14 protein-coding genes and 1 pseudogene are annotated in these 16,647 nt (G+C 73.0%); 8 read left to right on the forward strand and 7 right to left on the reverse strand.

All coding sequences use genetic code 11. The annotated features are described in order from the left end of the window. Positions 1–23: 23 nt before the first annotated feature. Positions 24–938, reverse strand: a pseudogene (lipA, locus tag ACS3YM_RS06610) (lipoyl synthase); the annotation flags it as partial. Positions 939–1,050: 112 nt separating this feature from the next. On the opposite strand from lipA, the gene ACS3YM_RS06615 reads away from it, so the two are divergent. Continuing rightward, positions 1,051–1,485, forward strand: coding sequence for a nitroreductase/quinone reductase family protein (locus tag ACS3YM_RS06615; RefSeq protein WP_439939278.1), 435 nt, complete (start codon positions 1,051–1,053; stop codon positions 1,483–1,485). On the opposite strand, the gene lipB is transcribed toward ACS3YM_RS06615, so the two are convergent. Then, positions 1,463–2,197, reverse strand: coding sequence for a lipoyl(octanoyl) transferase LipB (gene lipB / locus ACS3YM_RS06620; RefSeq protein ID WP_439939279.1), 735 nt, complete (start codon positions 2,195–2,197; stop codon positions 1,463–1,465). The genes ACS3YM_RS06615 and lipB overlap by 23 nt on opposite strands. An 85-nt stretch (positions 2,198–2,282) precedes the next feature. On the opposite strand from lipB, the gene ACS3YM_RS06625 reads away from it, so the two are divergent. Further along, a complete protein-coding gene (locus ACS3YM_RS06625) occupies positions 2,283–2,843 on the forward strand; it encodes a hypothetical protein (protein ID WP_439939280.1) in 561 nt (186 codons plus the stop codon). Here the strand turns inward: ACS3YM_RS06625 and ACS3YM_RS06630 are convergent. From ACS3YM_RS06630 to lpdA, 4 genes are all read right to left on the reverse strand, one after another. Continuing rightward, positions 2,789–3,679 (reverse strand): TIGR01777 family oxidoreductase, encoded by an 891-nt coding sequence (locus ACS3YM_RS06630; RefSeq protein WP_439939281.1) that lies wholly within the window; start codon positions 3,677–3,679, stop codon positions 2,789–2,791. The two genes, ACS3YM_RS06625 and ACS3YM_RS06630, sit on opposite strands and share 55 nt — an antisense overlap. A 49-nt stretch (positions 3,680–3,728) precedes the next feature. Then, positions 3,729–7,241 (reverse strand): ATP-binding cassette domain-containing protein, encoded by a 3,513-nt coding sequence (locus ACS3YM_RS06635; protein ID WP_439939282.1) that lies wholly within the window; start codon positions 7,239–7,241, stop codon positions 3,729–3,731. Between the two features lie 149 nt (positions 7,242–7,390). Further along, entirely contained in the window at positions 7,391–9,223 is a 1,833-nt protein-coding gene (sucB, locus tag ACS3YM_RS06640; RefSeq protein ID WP_439939283.1) for a 2-oxoglutarate dehydrogenase, E2 component, dihydrolipoamide succinyltransferase, read from the reverse strand. Positions 9,224–9,257: 34 nt separating this feature from the next. Further along, entirely contained in the window at positions 9,258–10,634 is a 1,377-nt protein-coding gene (lpdA, locus tag ACS3YM_RS06645) for a dihydrolipoyl dehydrogenase (RefSeq protein ID WP_439939284.1), read from the reverse strand. 159 nt (positions 10,635–10,793) lie between these two features. Between lpdA and ACS3YM_RS06650 the strand changes: the two genes are divergently transcribed. Next, positions 10,794–11,153 (forward strand): oxidoreductase, encoded by a 360-nt coding sequence (locus ACS3YM_RS06650; RefSeq protein ID WP_439939285.1) that lies wholly within the window; start codon positions 10,794–10,796, stop codon positions 11,151–11,153. Here ACS3YM_RS06650 and ACS3YM_RS06655 read toward each other — a convergent pair. Next, positions 11,150–12,673, reverse strand: a complete 1,524-nt coding sequence (locus ACS3YM_RS06655; protein WP_439939286.1) for a leucyl aminopeptidase — start codon at positions 12,671–12,673, stop codon at positions 11,150–11,152. The two genes, ACS3YM_RS06650 and ACS3YM_RS06655, sit on opposite strands and share 4 nt — an antisense overlap. 64 nt (positions 12,674–12,737) lie before the next feature. Here ACS3YM_RS06655 and gcvT point away from each other — a divergent pair, with 64 nt between their 5' ends. The 5 genes from gcvT to ACS3YM_RS06680 are packed head-to-tail and all read left to right on the forward strand — an operon-like array spanning position 12,738 to position 16,641. Then, positions 12,738–13,850 (forward strand): glycine cleavage system aminomethyltransferase GcvT, encoded by a 1,113-nt coding sequence (gene gcvT, locus ACS3YM_RS06660; protein ID WP_439939287.1) that lies wholly within the window; start codon positions 12,738–12,740, stop codon positions 13,848–13,850. A gap of 1 nt (position 13,851) precedes the next feature. Next, on the forward strand, positions 13,852–14,103 hold the full coding sequence (locus ACS3YM_RS06665) for a hypothetical protein (RefSeq protein ID WP_439939288.1): 252 nt from the start codon (positions 13,852–13,854) through the stop codon (positions 14,101–14,103). Positions 14,104–14,145: 42 nt separating this feature from the next. Next, the gene (locus ACS3YM_RS06670) at positions 14,146–15,006 is read left to right on the forward strand and encodes a hypothetical protein (RefSeq protein WP_439939289.1); all 861 of its coding nucleotides are present in this window, start codon (positions 14,146–14,148) and stop codon (positions 15,004–15,006) included. 48 nt (positions 15,007–15,054) lie between these two features. Continuing rightward, a complete protein-coding gene (locus ACS3YM_RS06675) occupies positions 15,055–15,837 on the forward strand; it encodes a class I SAM-dependent methyltransferase (protein WP_439939290.1) in 783 nt (260 codons plus the stop codon). Positions 15,838–15,846: 9 nt separating this feature from the next. Continuing rightward, on the forward strand, positions 15,847–16,641 hold the full coding sequence (locus ACS3YM_RS06680; RefSeq protein WP_439939291.1) for a thymidylate synthase: 795 nt from the start codon (positions 15,847–15,849) through the stop codon (positions 16,639–16,641). Positions 16,642–16,647: the final 6 nt, after the last annotated feature.

Raw genomic sequence — 16,647 nt, forward strand, 5'->3', positions numbered from 1 at the left:
ACGGCCGCGGCGGCGCGGGCGTCCATGGCCTGACGGTACAACCGACCGGCACGGTAGGACGAGCGGACCAGCGGCCCGGACAGGGCGCCGGCGAAGCCGATCTCGTCGGCCTCGGCCTTGAGCTCGACGAACTCCTCGGGCTTGACCCAGCGCTCGACCGGGTGGTGCCGCGGGGAGGGGCGGAGGTACTGCGTGATCGTGATCAGCTCGCAGCCGGCCTCGTGGAGGTCGCGCAGCGCCTGGCTGACCTCCTCACGGGTCTCGCCCATGCCGAGGATCAGGTTGGACTTGGTGACCAGGCCGAAGTCGCGCGCCTGGGTGATGACGTCGAGCGAGCGGTCGTAGCGGAAGGCCGGGCGGATCCGCTTGAAGATGCGCGGCACCGTCTCGACGTTGTGGGCCAGCACCTCGGGACGCGACTCGAAGACCTCGGTCAGCAGGTCGGGCTTGCCGTTGAAGTCGGGGATCAGGTTCTCGACACCGGTGCCGGGGTTGAGCTCGTGGATCGCGCGGACCGTCTCGGCGTAGAGCCAGGCGCCGCCGTCGGGCAGGTCGTCGCGCGCGACTCCGGTGATGGTGGCGTACTTCAGGCCCATGGTCTGCACGGACTCGGCGACGCGACGCGGCTCGTCGCGGTCGAGCGGCTGCGGCTTGCCGGTGTCGATCTGGCAGAAGTCGCAGCGCCGGGTGCACTGGTCACCGCCGATGAGGAACGTGGCCTCCCTGTCCTCCCAGCACTCGAAGATGTTGGGACAACCGGCCGACTGGCAGACCGTGTGGAGGCCCTCGGACTTCACCAGGTTCTGCAGGGCGGTGTACTCCGGCCCCATCTTCGCCTTGGTCTTGATCCACTCCGGCTTGCGCTCGATGGGGGTCTCCGCGTTGCGGACCTCCAGGCGGAGGAGCTTGCGTCCTTCAGGTGTGGGAGCCGTCGTCACCCCGTCACTCTACGACCCGGGGCCGAAGGCCCCGAATCAGCATCCGAACGCCTCAGACGCGGCGGCCCGGCCGCCCGTTGACCGTGTGCCTCCACGGGAGCACGCTGGGACGGTGAGCACGTCACGGCGCTTCGCAGCCACGGGCAACCGGATCGGCGTCTTCCTGCACCGGGCGGCGGGCGGTCGCCTCGACGCCTTCGGCGACACGACCGTCCTGATGATCACCTCGCCCGGGCGTCGTACGGGACTACCGCGCTCCACGATGGTCCGCTACCTCGCGCACGACGGCGGCTACCTCGTCTGGGGCACCGGCAGCGGGGCGCCCCGCGACCCCGACTGGTTCCGCAACCTGCGCCGCACCCCGCGCGCCCGGATCGAGATCGGCCGCGACGCCCAGGACGTCGACGTCGAGGAGCTCACCGGGGCCGAGCGCGACCGGGTGTGGCGCGACGTGGTCCTGGCGCAGGCGCCCGGCGTGGAGCGCTACGAGCGGAAGGCCGGCCGGGTGATCCCGGTCGCGATGCTCAGGCCGGTGCGCCCGGCCTGACCAGCTCGATGCGCGGCGCGCGTCCCGGCTCGGGGCGCGGCTCGTAGTCGGGGGTGGCGTCGTAGGGCTGCCACGCGAGGTACTCCGTGAGGTGCTCGCGCACGCTCGGCAGCACGTCGTGGACGGTGACGTCGCGCCCCAGCTCCTCGGTGAGCGAGGTGACGCCGGCGTCGGCGATGCCGCACGGGACGAACCGGTCGTACCAGCCGAGGTCGACGTCGCAGTTGAGGGCGAAGCCGTGCATCGTCACGCCGCGGCTGACCCGGATGCCGATCGCGGCGATCTTGCGCTCCGGACCACGGTCGTCGGCTCGCAGCCACACGCCGCTGCGGCCCGGCACACGAGCGGTCGTGACGCCGAAGTCGCGGCAGACCGCGATCAGGGCCTCCTCGACGCGGCGCACGTAGTCGACGACCTTGACGTGGTCGGGCAGCGCCACGATCGGGTAGCCCACCAGCTGGCCGGGGCCGTGGAAGGTGATCTTGCCGCCGCGGTCGACGTCGATGACGTCGGCGCCGCCCGGGTCGAGGGGGCGCTCGTGCGGGTCGGTGCGCTTGCCGGCGGTGAACACCGGCGGGTGCTCCAGCAGCAGGACCGTGTCCGGACGGGTGCCGGCCACGACCTCCTCGTGCACGTGCCGCTGGGCGTCCCAGGCGGCGAGGTAGTCCACGGCGTCGTCGCCGAGACCGGCGATCTCGTAGTCCAGCGGCATGCCCCCGACCCTACGCCCACCGCGCCCGCCGCCTGCCTGTGGATGACCACCGACGGGGACGCCCGGGATCGGCGAGGGTGGAGCGGTGGACCCCCGCCGCCTGCTCCCCGCCCTCGCTGCCGTGGCCTGCGCCTGCCTCGTGGCGACGCTGGTCGTCGGCCTGGCGAGGTCGGGCGAGCGGACTGCGACGGCGCGGCCTCCTTACCTGGGTGAGGCGTCCACGGGTCCCGCGGCGATCCTCGCCGACTGGGACCGCCGGCGGGCCTCGGCGTGGGCGGAGGGAGACGCCGAGGCCCTCCGCAGGCTGTACGCCGACGGCTCGCGCACCGGGGCGGCCGACGTCCGTCTGCTGCACCACTACCTCCGGCGCGGCCTCGCGGTGGAGGGCCTGCGGACGCAGGTGCTCGCCCTGCGGGTGGTCGAGCGGTCGTCGTCGCGGCTGGTCGTGGTGGTCACCGACCGCGTCGTCGGCGGGCGGGCCGTCGGCCGGGGTGCACCGGCCCCGATCACGCTGCCGGCCGACCGTGCCTCGACGCGGCGCGTCGTGGTGGTGCGCCAGGGCGACCAGTGGCGGGTGGCGGAGGCGCGCGATCAGGCCAGCGCGGCGGCGAGCACCTCGCGCACGTCCTCGTCCTCGAAGTCGTAGCCGGCCCGCTCGAGTGCGGCCGGGCGCGCGTTGACCGAGCCGAGCACGTCGGGGGCGAGGTCACCCGCGGCCACCTTCAGCAGGGGCGACGGCACGGCGAGGAAGGCCTTGCGGTGCACGGCGGAGGCGAGGGCCCGGGTGAACTCGGCGTTGGTCGGGGTGCGCGGGCAGCAGAGGTTGAAGGCGCCGGACACGTCCCGTGACTCGATGAGGTAGCTCACCGCCCCGATCCAGTCGCGCAGGGAGATCATCGGCATGTACTGCTCACCCGACCCGAGCCGGGCGCCGCCGCCCGCCTGGAAGAGCAGCCGCAGCTGCTTCAGGGGAGGCGACGTGCGGTCCATCACCGGTGCGGTGCGCAGCAGGCAGACCCGCGACCCGGCGGCCCGGGCCTTCTCGGCGGCAGCCTCCCACTGCCTGGCCACGCGGGTGAGGAACGCGTCGCCGAGGCTCTCGGTGTCCTCGGTGACCGGGGCGCTGCCGTGGTCGCCGTACCAGCCGATGGCATTGCCTGCGAGGAAGGCGGCCGGCCGCTCGCTCGCCGCGATGGTCTCGGCGAGGAGCTCGGTCGTGGACACGCGCGACTCCAGGACGTCGCGGGCCCACTTCCGCGAGTGCGGGTTGCCGGCGATCGGCGCCCCCGCGAGGTTGACGACCGCGTCGGCGCGGTCGATCACGTCGGCATCGACCTGCCGGGCGGCCGGGTCCCACTGCGACTGGTGCGACCCGGTCGGCGGGTGTCGGACGAGCGAGGTCACCTCGTGGCCGTGGACTCGCAGGTGCTCGGACAGGTGGGTGCCGAGGAAGCCCGATGCACCGGCGATGACGACGCGCATGCCACCACCCAACCACGACGACCAAGGCGCCGCCGCGGATCCGGCGCGGTCAGCCCGCCAGGTGCGCCCACCTCGCCGAGAGCTCGTGCCACGGCCCGTGGTCCACGACCCGGCCCGAGTCGAGCACGACGACGCGATCGGCCTGGGCGAGCGCCGCGGCCTTGCTCGTGGCCCCGATCACCGTGGCGCCGCGCGAGCGCAGCGCCTGCCAGAGCTCGATCTCGGTCGCGGCGTCCAGCGCCGACGAGACGTCGTCGGCCAGCAGCACGTCGGCCTCGGTCGCGAGGGCCCGCGCCAGCGCGAGTCGCTGCACCTGCCCGCCCGAGAGGCGTACGCCGCGGTGCCCGACGAGGGAGTCGGGTCCGCCCGCCTCGGTGACGTCGCGCCCCATGCGGGCCGCTTCGAGGGACGACATGACCGGGCGTGCCGGGTGGTCGAGCGCGACGTTGCCGGTGAAGCTGCCGGACAGGACGCGGGGCACCTGTGCGACGTGCGCCACCCGCGCCGGTCGCAGCTCGGACTGCGGGTCGTCGACGACGCGGTCGTTCCAGCGGATCTCGCCGGTGGTGCTGACCAGGCCCGCCAGGGCACTCAGGAGGCTGGACTTCCCGGAGCCGACCTGTCCCAGCAGCAGGACCAGCTCGCCGGCGCGGACGTCGAGGTCGACGTCCTGGACGCCCAGGGTGCCGTCGTCGTGCACGGCCGCGAGGTCGCGCAGGGTGAGGGTGCGCAGCGGGTCGGGCTCGGGGCGGTCCGGGGCGGCAGCCGTGCCGGAGACCAGGTCCATGCCACCCGGCAGCTCCATCAGGTCGCCGCCGCCGGCGAGGGCGCTGGTGGCGTGCATCCAGGCGCGGGTGCCCGGCGCCTCGGTGACGACCGCCCCCGCGACCCTGCCGAACCAGTCGAAGCCGCTCACCGCGTTGGCGACGAGCAGGGCGGTGGCCAGCTCCCAGTGGCCGGTGAGCAGGCCGGCCCACGCCGCCACGACGCCGCACTGGACCATGACGACCGGCACGCCGTCGAGCAGGGACTGGACCCGGTGCTCGCGCACCGCGGCGTCGACGCGTCCGCCGTCCACCTCGCGGAGGTGGCGGTGGAGGTGGGGCGTGGCCGCGGCGAGCTTGACCGTACGGATGGACTCGAGGGTGGAGACCAGCGCCTGCCCGAACCCGGCGCGGGCGGTCGACGACGCGGCGGCCGAGCGTCCGGCGACGCGTCGCCCGAGGGACGAGGCGAGGGCCGACGCGGTCATCACGGCGAGCAGCACCGCACCGGCGAGCCAGGTGCCGGCGATGATGGCGGTCACGGTGGCCACGAGGAGGCCGTTGACGAAGTCGACCCAGCGGTCGGTGTAGCGCGCGATCCGGTCGGCGTCCATGGCGCGGGCCACCACCTCGCCCGGCGGCGTACGGACCAGGCGCCGCTGCTCGGTCTGACCGCCCAGCACGGCTGCCCGCACCCGCATCCGGACCTCCACCCACCAGTGGGGGTAGGTCCAGAACGCCTGCGACAGCAGGAGGGGGCCGACCATGAGCGAGGCGACCAGGGCGAGCGCCATCAGGCCCGGGCCCTCGCCCCGCTGGAGGTCGGTGACGACGTGCCCCCACACGAAGCCGGTGACCGCTCCGTAGGCACCGGTGAGCGACGCGATGAGGAACAGGGCCGCTCCGAACAGGCCCCACTCGGGCTTGAGCCGGATGCAGTGCCAGACCTGGCGCATGAGGCCCAGCGGCGGGTCGACGTGCGGCGGGGGCGGAGGCGCGGTGCTGCGCCGCACCGTCCCGATCGCGGCGTCGGCGTGGTGCTCCTCGACGGCGACCTCGTGGGCGGCCGCCTCGAGCAGGCTGCGGAAGGGACCGTCGACGGCGGCGAGGTGGGCGCGGGTGCCCTGCTGCACGACCCGGCCCGACTCCAGCACGGCGACCTGCTCGGCGCGCTCGGTCGTGGACAGGCGGTGGGCGACCAGGATGCCGGTGCGGCCGCGGATCAGCCGGTCGGCGGCGCGCACCACGCGGGCCTCGGTGACCGGGTCCATCCGCGCGGTGGCCTCGTCGAGGACGACGACGCTGACGTCGCGCACCAGCAGCCGGGCGAAGGCGACCAGCTGCTCCTCACCTGCCGAGAGGCTGGTGCCGCCGGGGCCGAGCAGGGTGTCGAGGCCGTCGGACAGCCCGGCCACCCAGTCGGTCAGGCCGAGCTCGTCGACGGCGGCCTCGACCTGGCTCCGCGGTGCGTCGCTGAACAGGGTGATGTTGTCGGCGAGGCTGCCGGCGAGCACCTCGGTGCGCTGGGTCACCACGCCGACGGCGGCACGCAGCTGCTGCAGGTCGAGGTCGCACACGTCGGTGCCGCCGAGGAAGACCGTGCCGCGAGGCGGCTCGACCGCGCGGGACAGGAGCGAGGCCAACGTCGACTTGCCCGAGCCGGTGCGTCCCACCAGGGCGCAGGTGTGGCCGGCCGGGACGGTCAGGTCGACGTCGCGGAGGGCGAACGTGCCGGTGCCGTAGGAGAAGGCGAGGTGGCGGAACTCGACGTCGAGCGGGCCGTGGGGGAGCGAGGCACCCCCGACGGGCTCGGCGGGGACGGCCATCATGCCGCGAAGGCGCAGCACCGCGCCCATGCCCTCCTGGAGGTCGGGGAGGTGGCGCGCCAGCATGTCGACCTGGCCGACGAACATGGTGGTGACCAGGAACAGCGTCACGAGCCGGGCCGTGGACAGGTCGCCGTGCAGGACGAGGGCGATGCCGACCAGGCCGGTGGCGGCCAGCATGGCGTGCAGGAGCCCACCGCTGCGGCGGGTGACGCTCACCTCGACAGCCAGGACCTTCCTGAGCCGCCGGTGGATCTCGGCGGCGAGCTCGGCGTTGCGGCGGAGCACGTGGGGCTGGCCGAGGGAGGTGCGGATGTCGTCGCGCGCCGCGATGCCCTCCTCGGTCGAGGCGGCGTGGTCGGTCCACGCGGCCTCCTCCAGCACCTTGCGCTGGGCGATCTGGGGGAGCAGCCGGCGGATGAGCAACCAGACGGCGATGCCGCTCAGCGGGAACAGGAAGGCGGCGGGCCACCAGGTCAGGCTCGCGACGATCCACAGCGGTCCGGACGACAGGACGGTGCGCAGCGCCATCCACACGCCCCACCGCATCAGCTGCCCGACCTCCCACGTGTCGTCGTCGATGCGGTCGAGCACCTCGCCGACGGCCTGCTCCGAGAGCTCGGACAGCGGCTGGGCCATCGCGGCGTCGATCAGGTCGGCGCGCAGCCTGCCCTCGGCACGGTCCACGACGACGCCCCAGATGGTGCGCGCCGCCGTGTCGACGACGGCGCCGCCGACCACGCACAGCGCCAGGACGGTCACCAGCGCCGAGGTCGGGGAGTCGGCCAGGCGCCCCGCGACCACGGTGCCCAAGGAGGACGCGACCGCACCGACCAGGGCGAGCGCGAGGCACACCACCGTCATCGGGCGGCGTACGCGGTGCCAGTCCACCGGCACCCGTCCTGGCGGCGGGGCGGGTGACGGATCGATGTGGGCCGCGGAGGTGTGCGCGGCGAGGTCTGTGGCAGTCACGGTGGTCCCACGGTAGACGTCGGGTCGGACACTCCGCCTCCGGTTTTCCGGCACCCCCGGACGCTGTAACGCCGGGTTGGTGGCTGTACCACCCCTGATGTACGGGGGTGGGTAGTTGCACTAACCCGGCGTTACAGGTGGAGCGGGGATCAGACCTCGAACTGACCGGCCTCGAGGCGCTTCTTGACCTCCTGCAGGAACCGGCCGGCGTCGGCGCCGTCGACCAGGCGGTGGTCGTAGGTCAGCGACAGGTGGACCATGTGGCGCACCGCGATCGTCTCGCCGAGGTTGGGGTCGTCGATCACGACGGGCCGCTTGACGACGGCGCCGGGACCGAGGATCGCCACCTGCGGGCTGTTGATGATCGGGGTGTCGAACAGGGCCCCGAAGCTGCCCAGGTTGGTGATCGTGAACGTGCCGCCGGACAGCTCGTCCGGGGTGATCTTGTTGATGCGGGTGCGCTCGGCGACGTCGGCGATCTTCTTGGCCAGGCCGGCGATCGAGAGGTCACCGGCGTCCTTGACGACCGGCGTCAGCAGCCCCTTCTCGGTGTCCACCGCGAACGCGATGTTCTCGCGGTCGTAGTAGGTCACCTCGCCCTTCTCGGTGTCGATCGCGGCGTTGAGCTTGGGGTGCAGCTTCAGCGCGTCGATCGCGGCCTTGGCGAAGAACGGCAGGTAGGTCAGCTTCACGCCCTCGCGCGCCAGGAAGTCGGCCTTGGCGGCCTCGCGCTGGCGGGCGATCGCGGTGACGTCGACCTCCATCACCTGGGTCAGCTGGGCCGACCCCTGCAGCGACTCGACCATGCGCGAGGCGATGACCTTGCGCAGGCGCGAGAGCGGCTCGGTGGTGCCGCGCAGCGGCGAGGGAGCGGCCGACGTCGGAGCGGCGGCGGCCGGGGGAGCCCCGGCTGCGGCCGGCGCCGCGGCAGCGGCAGGTGCGGCCTGCTGGGCCTGCGCCGCAGCGGCGGCGTCGAGGACGTCCTGCTTGCGGATGCGGCCACCGACCCCGGTGCCCTGCACCGAGGCGAGGTCCACGCCCTGCTGGTCGGCCATCTTGCGCACCAGCGGAGTGACGTACGCCGACTGGTCACGGCCGCCCTCGCTCGCGGCAGGGGCCGGGGCGGGGGCCGCGGGTGCGGCGGCAGGAACCGCAGGTGCCTCCTGCTTCGGCTCCTCCTTGGCCTGGGGCTCGGGCTCGGCCTTCGGCTCTTCCTTGGGCTCTTCCTTCGCCTCGGGCTCCGGCTCCGGCTCGGCCTCGGCCTCGGCCTCGGCCTCGGGCTCGGGCTCCGGCTCGGAGGCCTGCGCGGGTGCGGCGTCGCCCGAGCCGATGATCGCGAGCTCGGCACCGACCTCGACCGTCTCGTCCTCCTCGGCCTTGATCTCGAGCAGCGTGCCCGCGACCGGCGAGGGGATCTCGGTGTCGACCTTGTCGGTGGAGACCTCCAGCAGCGGCTCGTCGACCGCGACCTCGTCGCCGACCTGCTTGAGCCAGCGGGTGACGGTGCCCTCGGTGACGGACTCGCCGAGCGCGGGCAGGGTCACGGGGGTGCCGGCACCGCCGCCACCGCCGGACGACTTCTGCTCGGCGGCCGGAGCCTCCTCCTGCGCGGGCTCCTCCTGGGCCGGCTCCTCGGACTTCTCCTCGGCCGGCTCCTCGGCGGCGGGCTCCTCGGCGGGCTCCTCGGCGGCAGGCTCCTCGGTCTGCTCCTCCTGCGCGGGGGCGGAGTCGCCCGAGGACTCGCCCTCCTCGCCGATCACGCCCAGGACGGCGCCCACCTCGACGGTGTCGTCCTCGTTGGCCTTGATCTCGAGCAGCGTGCCCGCGACGGGCGAGGGGATCTCGGTGTCGACCTTGTCGGTGGAGACCTCCAGCAACGGCTCGTCGACGGCAACCGTGTCACCGACCTGCTTGAGCCAGCGGGTGACGGTGCCCTCGGTGACGGACTCGCCGAGTGCGGGGAGGGTGACTTCGGAGGCCATGTGGTTCCTTCGCTCGCAGTGGGGTTGGGGGAAATCAGGAGTGTGCGTGGAGCGGCTTGCCGGCCAGGGCCAGGTGGGCCTCGCCGAGCGCTTCGTTCTGGGTGGGGTGGGCGTGCACGAGCGGCGCGACGTCCTCGGCGTGTGCCTCCCAGTTGTAGATGAGCTGCGCCTCGCCGATGAGCTCACCGACGCGATCGCCCACCATGTGGACGCCGAGCACGGGGCCGTCGGTCAGGCCGACGAGCTTGACGAAGCCCTGCGTCTGCAGGATCTGGCTCTTGCCGTTGCCGCCGAGGTCGTACGTCACCGTGGTGACCGCGTCGCCGTGCAGCTCGCGGGCCCTGGCCTCGTCGAGGCCGACCGAGGCGATCTCGGGGTGGGAGTACGTCACGCGCGGGATGCCGGCGTCGTCGACGGGGCGGGGGTCGAGGCCGGCGATGTCCTCGGCGACGAAGATGCCCTGCTGGAAGCCGCGGTGCGCCAGCTGCAGGCCGGGCACGATGTCGCCGACGGCGTAGACGCCCTCGACGTTGGTGCGGCACCGCTCGTCGGCCAGCACGAAGCCGCGGTCCATCTCGATGCCCTGCTCGGCGAAGCCGAGGCCGTCGGTGGAGGGGCCGCGCCCGACCGCGACGAGCAGCACCTCGGCCTCGATGACGTCGCCCCCCTCGACCGTCACGGCGACACCGGTGTCGGTGGTCTTGACGCTCTGGAACGGCGTGCCGGTGAGGAAGGAGATCTTGCGCTTGCGGAAGGCGCGCTCGAGCGCCTTGGACGACGCCTCGTCCTCGGCCGCGACGAGGCGCGGCAGGGCCTCGATGATGGTGACGTCGGAGCCGAACGACTTCCAGACGCTGGCGAACTCGCAGCCGATGACGCCGCCGCCGAGCACGATCGCCGAGGCGGGCACGCGGTCGAGGCGCAGCGCGTGCTCGGAGGTGAGGACCTTCTCGCCGTCGACGTCGAGGCCGGGCAGGCTCTTGCTGTAGGAGCCGGAGGCCAGGACGACGTGCTTGCCGGTGTAGGCCGTGCCGTCGACGGTGACCTCGCGCGGGCCGGTCAGCGTGCCGGTGCCCTCGATGACGGTGATGCCGCGGGACTTGATCAGGCCGGTCAGGCCCTTGAAGAGCCGGTCGACCACCTTGTCCTTGTAGGCGTTGACGCCGGGCATGTCGATGCCGTCGAACGTGGCGGTGACGCCGAACTGGCCGGCCTCGCGCGCCGAGTCGGCGACCTCCGCGGCGTGGAGCAGTGCCTTGGTCGGGATGCAGCCCACGTGCAGGCACGTGCCGCCCAGGTTGCCCTTCTCGACCAGCCCGACCTTCAGGCCCAACTGGGCCGCTCGCAGGGCACAGGCGTAACCGCCTGAACCTGCCCCGAGGACGAGGACGTCGAACTCACCGTCCGCCACAGATTTCCTCCCTTGCGCGATTGCTCACGAGAACGCTCACCCCGACTGTCGGGCTCGCCCATCTTTGCACTCTTTGTGAGGCTGTCCACACCGGGTCAGGGTCGACCGGAGCACGCGTTCGGTGGGCGCGGTGGGGGTGCCCCCGGCAGAATGTGCGTCATGGGTCTGTTCGATCGAATCCGGCGCAAGGGGCGCACCAGTCGTCCGGCGCGGGACGCCGCCCGCACCGGGTCGACGCGGGTGCGTGCCGCCGACGGTGAGGACGTCCGCCACCTCGAGAAGTTCGTGACGACCCGCCAGGGCGTCGAGGGTTTCGTGGAGCCGCGCACCGCCGTCAGCGACGTGACCATCCTGCTGGTCGCGCACGACGGTGAGTGGACGCGCCGGCGGGTGCCGAGCGTCAAGTGGGCGCACGACTTCGCCAACCGCCACCGCGTGCCGTCGTACGACGCCGCGGTGGTCGGCGTGCCGCAGCGCATGCGCGACTACAACGCTCGCAAGAAGGCCGAGGGGATCTAGCCCCCGTCCGGGGCGGCGCCCTCGGCCAACGACTGCGCGAACGCCACCAGCGTGGTGACGCCGAACCCGGTGGCGCCCGAGGGGACGTGGCCGTAGGGGCCGCCGGTGTTGATCTCCTTGCCGGCGATGTCGAGGTGCGCCCACGGCAGGCCGCCGGTGAACTCCCGGAGGAACGCCGAGGCGTAGAGCCCGCCGCCCCAGCGCACCCAGTCGTGCTGGAGCAGGTCGGCGATCTTGGAGCTGGTGATCCGCTCGGACATCTCCTCGGGGATCGGCATCGGCCAGTGCTGCTCACCGGCCGCGACCCCGGCCGCGAGGACGGCGGGGACCTGGTCGTCGGTGCCCATCACGGCACCGACCTTGTCGCCGAGCGCGAGCTGCATGTGGCCGGTCAGCGTGGCGATGTCGACGACCACGTCGGGCTTCTCGTCGACCGCCAGCGAGAGGGCGTCGCCGAGCAGCATCCGGCCCTCGGCGTCGGTGTTGGCGATCTCGACGGTCCTGCCGTTGTGCATGGTGATGACGTCGCCGGGGCGGGTCGAGGTCCCCGACACCATGTTCTCCGCCATCGGGGCGAACGCCGTCACCCTGACCGGCAGCCCGAGCCGCGCGATCGCGAGGGTGGCGGCGACGACGCTGGCCGCGCCGGCCATGTCGCCCTTCATGTTGACCATGCTCGACGACGGCTTGATGGTGAGGCCGCCGGAGTCGAAGGTGACGCCCTTGCCGACGAGCGCGAGGTGCGCGACCGCGCCCTTCGGCGCCCAGGTGAGCTTGGCCAGGCGGGAGGGCGCGGCGGAGGAGTCGCCGACGCTGAGGATGCCGCCGCAGCCCATCTCGGCCAGCTGCTCGTGGTCGAAGACCTCGAGCTTCACCTTGGGGGCGCCACGGCCCTTCGTGACCTCCTTGTGCGCCGCCGTGACGAGCTCGGCGAAGAGCGGGGGAGTGCAGTCGCGGGGAGGTGTGTTGACCCAGTCGCGCGTCAGGACCACTGCGTCGGCGAGGACCTCCGCGCGCTCCAGCGCCTCGACGGCCTCCGCGCGGCGCGCGATGGAGCTCAGCACGACGACGTCGTTGGGCTCGGTGGTCTCGTTCTTCTGCGACTTGTAGGCCGTGAAGGTGTAGCCGCCGAGGCGGTGGCCCTCGACGACCGCCTCGACGAGCTCGGGCGTCCCGCTCGGCAGGGCCAGCGCGACGGAGGCGGCGTTGGTGACGCTGCGGGCGGCGACGCCCGCAGCACGACGTACGGCGATCGGGTCCGCCTGGTCCTCGCCGAGCCCGACGAAGACCAGCAGCGGCGCGTTGACCTCGTCGCGGGTGGGCGTCCGGACCGCCTCACCGGCCTTCCCGGTCACGCCCATCGTCGACAGGAACGGACGCAGCTTGCGGCCGTAGGCCTTGCTGACGTCCTCCGCTGCGTCGCACAGCAGCGGGCCCTTGGGACCCGCGACCACTCCCACCACGACGGCGTCGGCACGGGTCTTGGCGGGGCTGGCGCTGCGCAGCGAGTAGGTGGTCACGTGCGCATGCTAGGCGAGTGTCAGGTGGCGCAGCGCGCGGCATGCTCTGCGGTAGGTTCGCGCCATGGCCGGAACGCTCAAGCAGTCGCCCCTCCACGACCGTCACGAGGCGCTCGGCGCCAAGTTCGCCGAGTTCGGCGGCTGGTCGATGCCCCTGGAGTACCCGACCGGTGTGGTCAAGGAGCACACGGCGGTCCGTGAGTCCGTCGGCATCTTCGACGTCAGCCACCTCGGCAAGGCGATGGTGTCCGGCCCGGGAGCAGCCGACTTCGTCAACGCGACGCTGTCCAACGACCTGGCCAAGATCCATGCCGGCAAGGCGCAGTACACCCTCTGCCTCGACGACGAGTCCGGCGGCATCGTCGACGACCTGATCGCCTACTGGCACGACGACGAGCACGTGCTGCTCATCCCCAACGCGGCCAACACCGCCGAGGTCGTGCGGCGCCTCCAGGCGGAGGCGCCCGAGGGCGTCAAGGTGGTCGACCACCACGAGGACTACGCCGTGCTGGCCGTCCAGGGCACCCGGTCCGACGAGGTGCTGGAGAAGGTCGGCCTGCCGACCGGTCACGAGTACATGTCGTTCGTCGAGGCCGAGCACGGCGACGCCGGCACCGGTGTCGTCGTGTGCCGCACCGGCTACACCGGAGAGCGCGGCTACGAGCTCGTCGTGGCCAACTCCGCTGCCGGACAGCTGTGGGACGACCTGATGGCGGCCGGCGAGGAGTACGGCATCACCGCCTGCGGCCTGGGCTCCCGCGACACCCTGCGCACCGAGATGGGCTACCCGCTCCACGGCCAGGACATCAGCCTCGACACCAACCCGGTCGAGGCCGGGCTGTCGTGGGCCGTCGGCTGGAAGAAGCCCGCCTTCTGGGGTCGCGACGCCGTGCTCGAGGTCAAGGAGGAGGGCCCGAAGCGTCGCCTGCGCGGTCTGGTCGCGGTCGACCGCGGCATCCCCCGCCCGGGCATGGGCGTGACGCTCACCCAGGACGTGCCCCTTGCCGACATCACGTCCGGCACGTTCTCCCCGACCCTCAAGAAGGGCATCGGCCTGGCGTTGATCCCGACGATGGTCGCCGAGGACGCCCAGGTCGGCGTCGACATCCGCGGCCGCCGCGAGATCTTCCAGCTGGTGAAGCCGCCCTTCGTCGACCCGTCGGTGAAGGAGTCCTGACGTGCTGCCCGGACAGCCCCCGACCTTCCGTACGCCGTCGGCCTCCGAGCGCCCCTGGTGGTGGCGCTTCGAGGACGCCACGGGGGCCGAGGTCGAGGTCGCGGACTACGCCGACCAGCGTTTCACCAACCAGGGTGACGCCGAGTCCTGGGTCGGGGAGATCTGGGCCGATCTCGCCGAGCACGGCGTGGCGGCGGTGACCCTGTTCGAGCACGAGCGCCAGGTCTACGGGCCGATGTCGCTCAGCGCCTGAGCCCATCCGGCGGCCCGCCCGGCTCCGAAGCAGGAGGTGGCCATGGCGGAGGGTTCCGACTTCGACCGTTACCTCGACGCCCGGTGGGCCGACCTCGTCGGCGGGCTCGAGGACGAGGGCGTCGCACCGGACCGGGCCCGGCTGGCGGTCGCCGAGACCCTGCTGGCGAGCCGGCGCTCGTGGTCCCGCCGCGTCCGCGAGGAGCAGGTCGACGTCAGCCTCTGGGCGGAGCTGCGCGAGCGCACCGGACTACCCCCGCGACCGGGCCAGGCGGCACCCCACGGCGTACGACGCTTCGACCCGCGCGACATCCCGGACGAGTGGCTCGCCCGGGCGGGCGCCCTCCGTGCTGCCAGGAGGCGCCGCTCGGTCCGGCGTGGCCTGGTCGGGCTCGCGGTGCTCGTCGTGCTGGCCGCCGGGTGGGTCTGGTGGGCAGGGCGCCCGCCGCCCCGGGAGGTGCGTGAGGAGGCCAACCCGCTGCCGGTGGTCTGGTACGCCCAGGGCGAGCTGCACCTCGAGGACGTCGTCGTCGAGCTGCCGGGGGTGGACGAGTTCGTGGCGTGGGGCTCGGGCGTCGCGGTCCGGATGCGCTCGGGAGAGGTGGTGCGGGTGGACGCCGACGGAGGAGTGCACGAGATCGACGACGCCCCGCTCACCCTCGACCATCCGCTCCGGCCGCCCCCGTTCCTGGCGCTGGGACGCTACGACGTCCTTGTCCAGAGCGTGCCGGTGCCCGGAGGTGGGTGGGCACACCTGCTCGACTCGTCGCGGCGAGCAGGTGTGCAGGACGCGGTGCGCCAGTCGGAGTCCGGGCGCCGTGCGCTCGTGGTCTGCAGTGCCGACCACACCTGTGGCGAGCCCCGGACGATCGTCGAGGCCGACGGGTCGATCCGCCTGCGCTGACACGGCCGTGGCTGACGCCTGTGACAGGAGGCCGTAGGGTCGCGCCCCGTGGCTGAAGCGCTGTGGACGGGGGTGGCTCGGGCGTACGCGCGGAGCTTCGCGGGACTGTGCGCCGGAGCGATCCCGGCGGTGCTCGACGGGTTGCCCCGCGACGGGCGGCTGCTCGACGTCGGCTGCGGCACGGGCGACCTCGTGCGGGCAGCGCGCGAGGCGGGGCTCGAGGCGCTCGGCGTCGAGCCCGACCCCGAGATGGCCGCGCTGGCCGGCGGCCGGCTCGGCGCGGAGGTCGTCGTCGCGGGGCTCCCCGACCTGCCCTTCGCGGGCGACGGCTTCGACACGGTGACGGCCAACTTCGTCCTCAACCACGTCGACGACCCGCAGGCCGCTGCTCGCGAGCTCGTGCGGGTCGCGGCGCCGGGTGGTGTCGTGCGCGCGACGATCTGGACCTCGGCCCCGAGCAGGCAGGGGCAGCTGTTCCGCGACGTGCTCCAGGCGAGCGACGCCGTGCAGCCGGAGTTCCCGCGACTCGATCCTGCCGCCGACTTCGAGCGCACCCCGGACGGCGTGGCGGAGCTGCTGTCCGCGGCCGGCGGGAGCGTCTCGGATGCTCGGATGGTCGAGTGGGTGTGGCGGGTGCGTCCGGACGACTTCTGGGCGGCGCCCACCGGGGGAGTAGCCGGACTCGGCATCGCCTGGGCCGCGCAGACCCGTGAGGTGCGCGACCGCATGCGGGTCGAGTTCGACCGGCTCGCCGAGCCGCTGCTGGAGGACGGGATGCTGGTGCTGCCCGCCACGGCGGCGTACGTCGAGGCGCGCGTCCCGAGGTCGTAGAGTCGTCCCGTGCGCGCCTACCTCGACCTGCTCCAGCGGATCCTCGACGAAGGCGTGGAGAAGACCGACCGCACCGGCACCGGCACGCTGAGCGTCTTCGGGCACCAGATGCGCTTCGACCTGTCCGAGGGCTTCCCGCTGGTCACGACCAAGAAGGTGCACACGCGCTCGGTGTTCGGCGAGCTGCTGTGGTTCCTGCGGGGCGACACCAACGTGAAGTGGCTCCAGGACCGCGGCATCTCGATCTGGGACGAGTGGGCCGACGACAACGGCGACCTCGGCCCGGTCTACGGCTACCAGTGGCGCTCGTGGCCCACGCCCGACGGCCGGCACGTCGACCAGGTCGCCCGGCTCGTCGAGGGCATCCGCACCAACCCCGACTCGCGCCGCCACATCGTCTCGGCGTGGAACGTCGCCGACGTCGACGACATGGCGCTCCCGCCGTGCCACACGCTGTTCCAGTTCTACGTCGCCGACGGCAGGCTGAGCTGCCAGCTCTACCAGCGCTCGGCTGACACCTTCCTCGGGGTGCCGTTCAACATCGCGTCCTACGCCCTGCTGACCCACATGGTCGCCCAGGTGACCGGTCTCGAGGTGGGCGACTTCGTCCACACGATGGGCGACGCGCACCTCTACCTCAACCACGTCGAGCAGGCGAAGCTCCAGCTCTCCCGCGACCCGCGGCCACTGCCCACCCTGGTGCTCAACCCCGAGATCACCGAGATCGACGCGTTCGACCTCGAGGACATCGCGGTCGAGGGCTACGACCCCCACCCGGGCATCAAGGCGCCGATCGCGGTGTAGTCGGGC

The sequence above is a fragment of the Nocardioides sp. N13(2025) genome (assembly GCF_051912545.1).
Lineage (GTDB): Bacteria > Actinomycetota > Actinomycetes > Propionibacteriales > Nocardioidaceae > Nocardioides.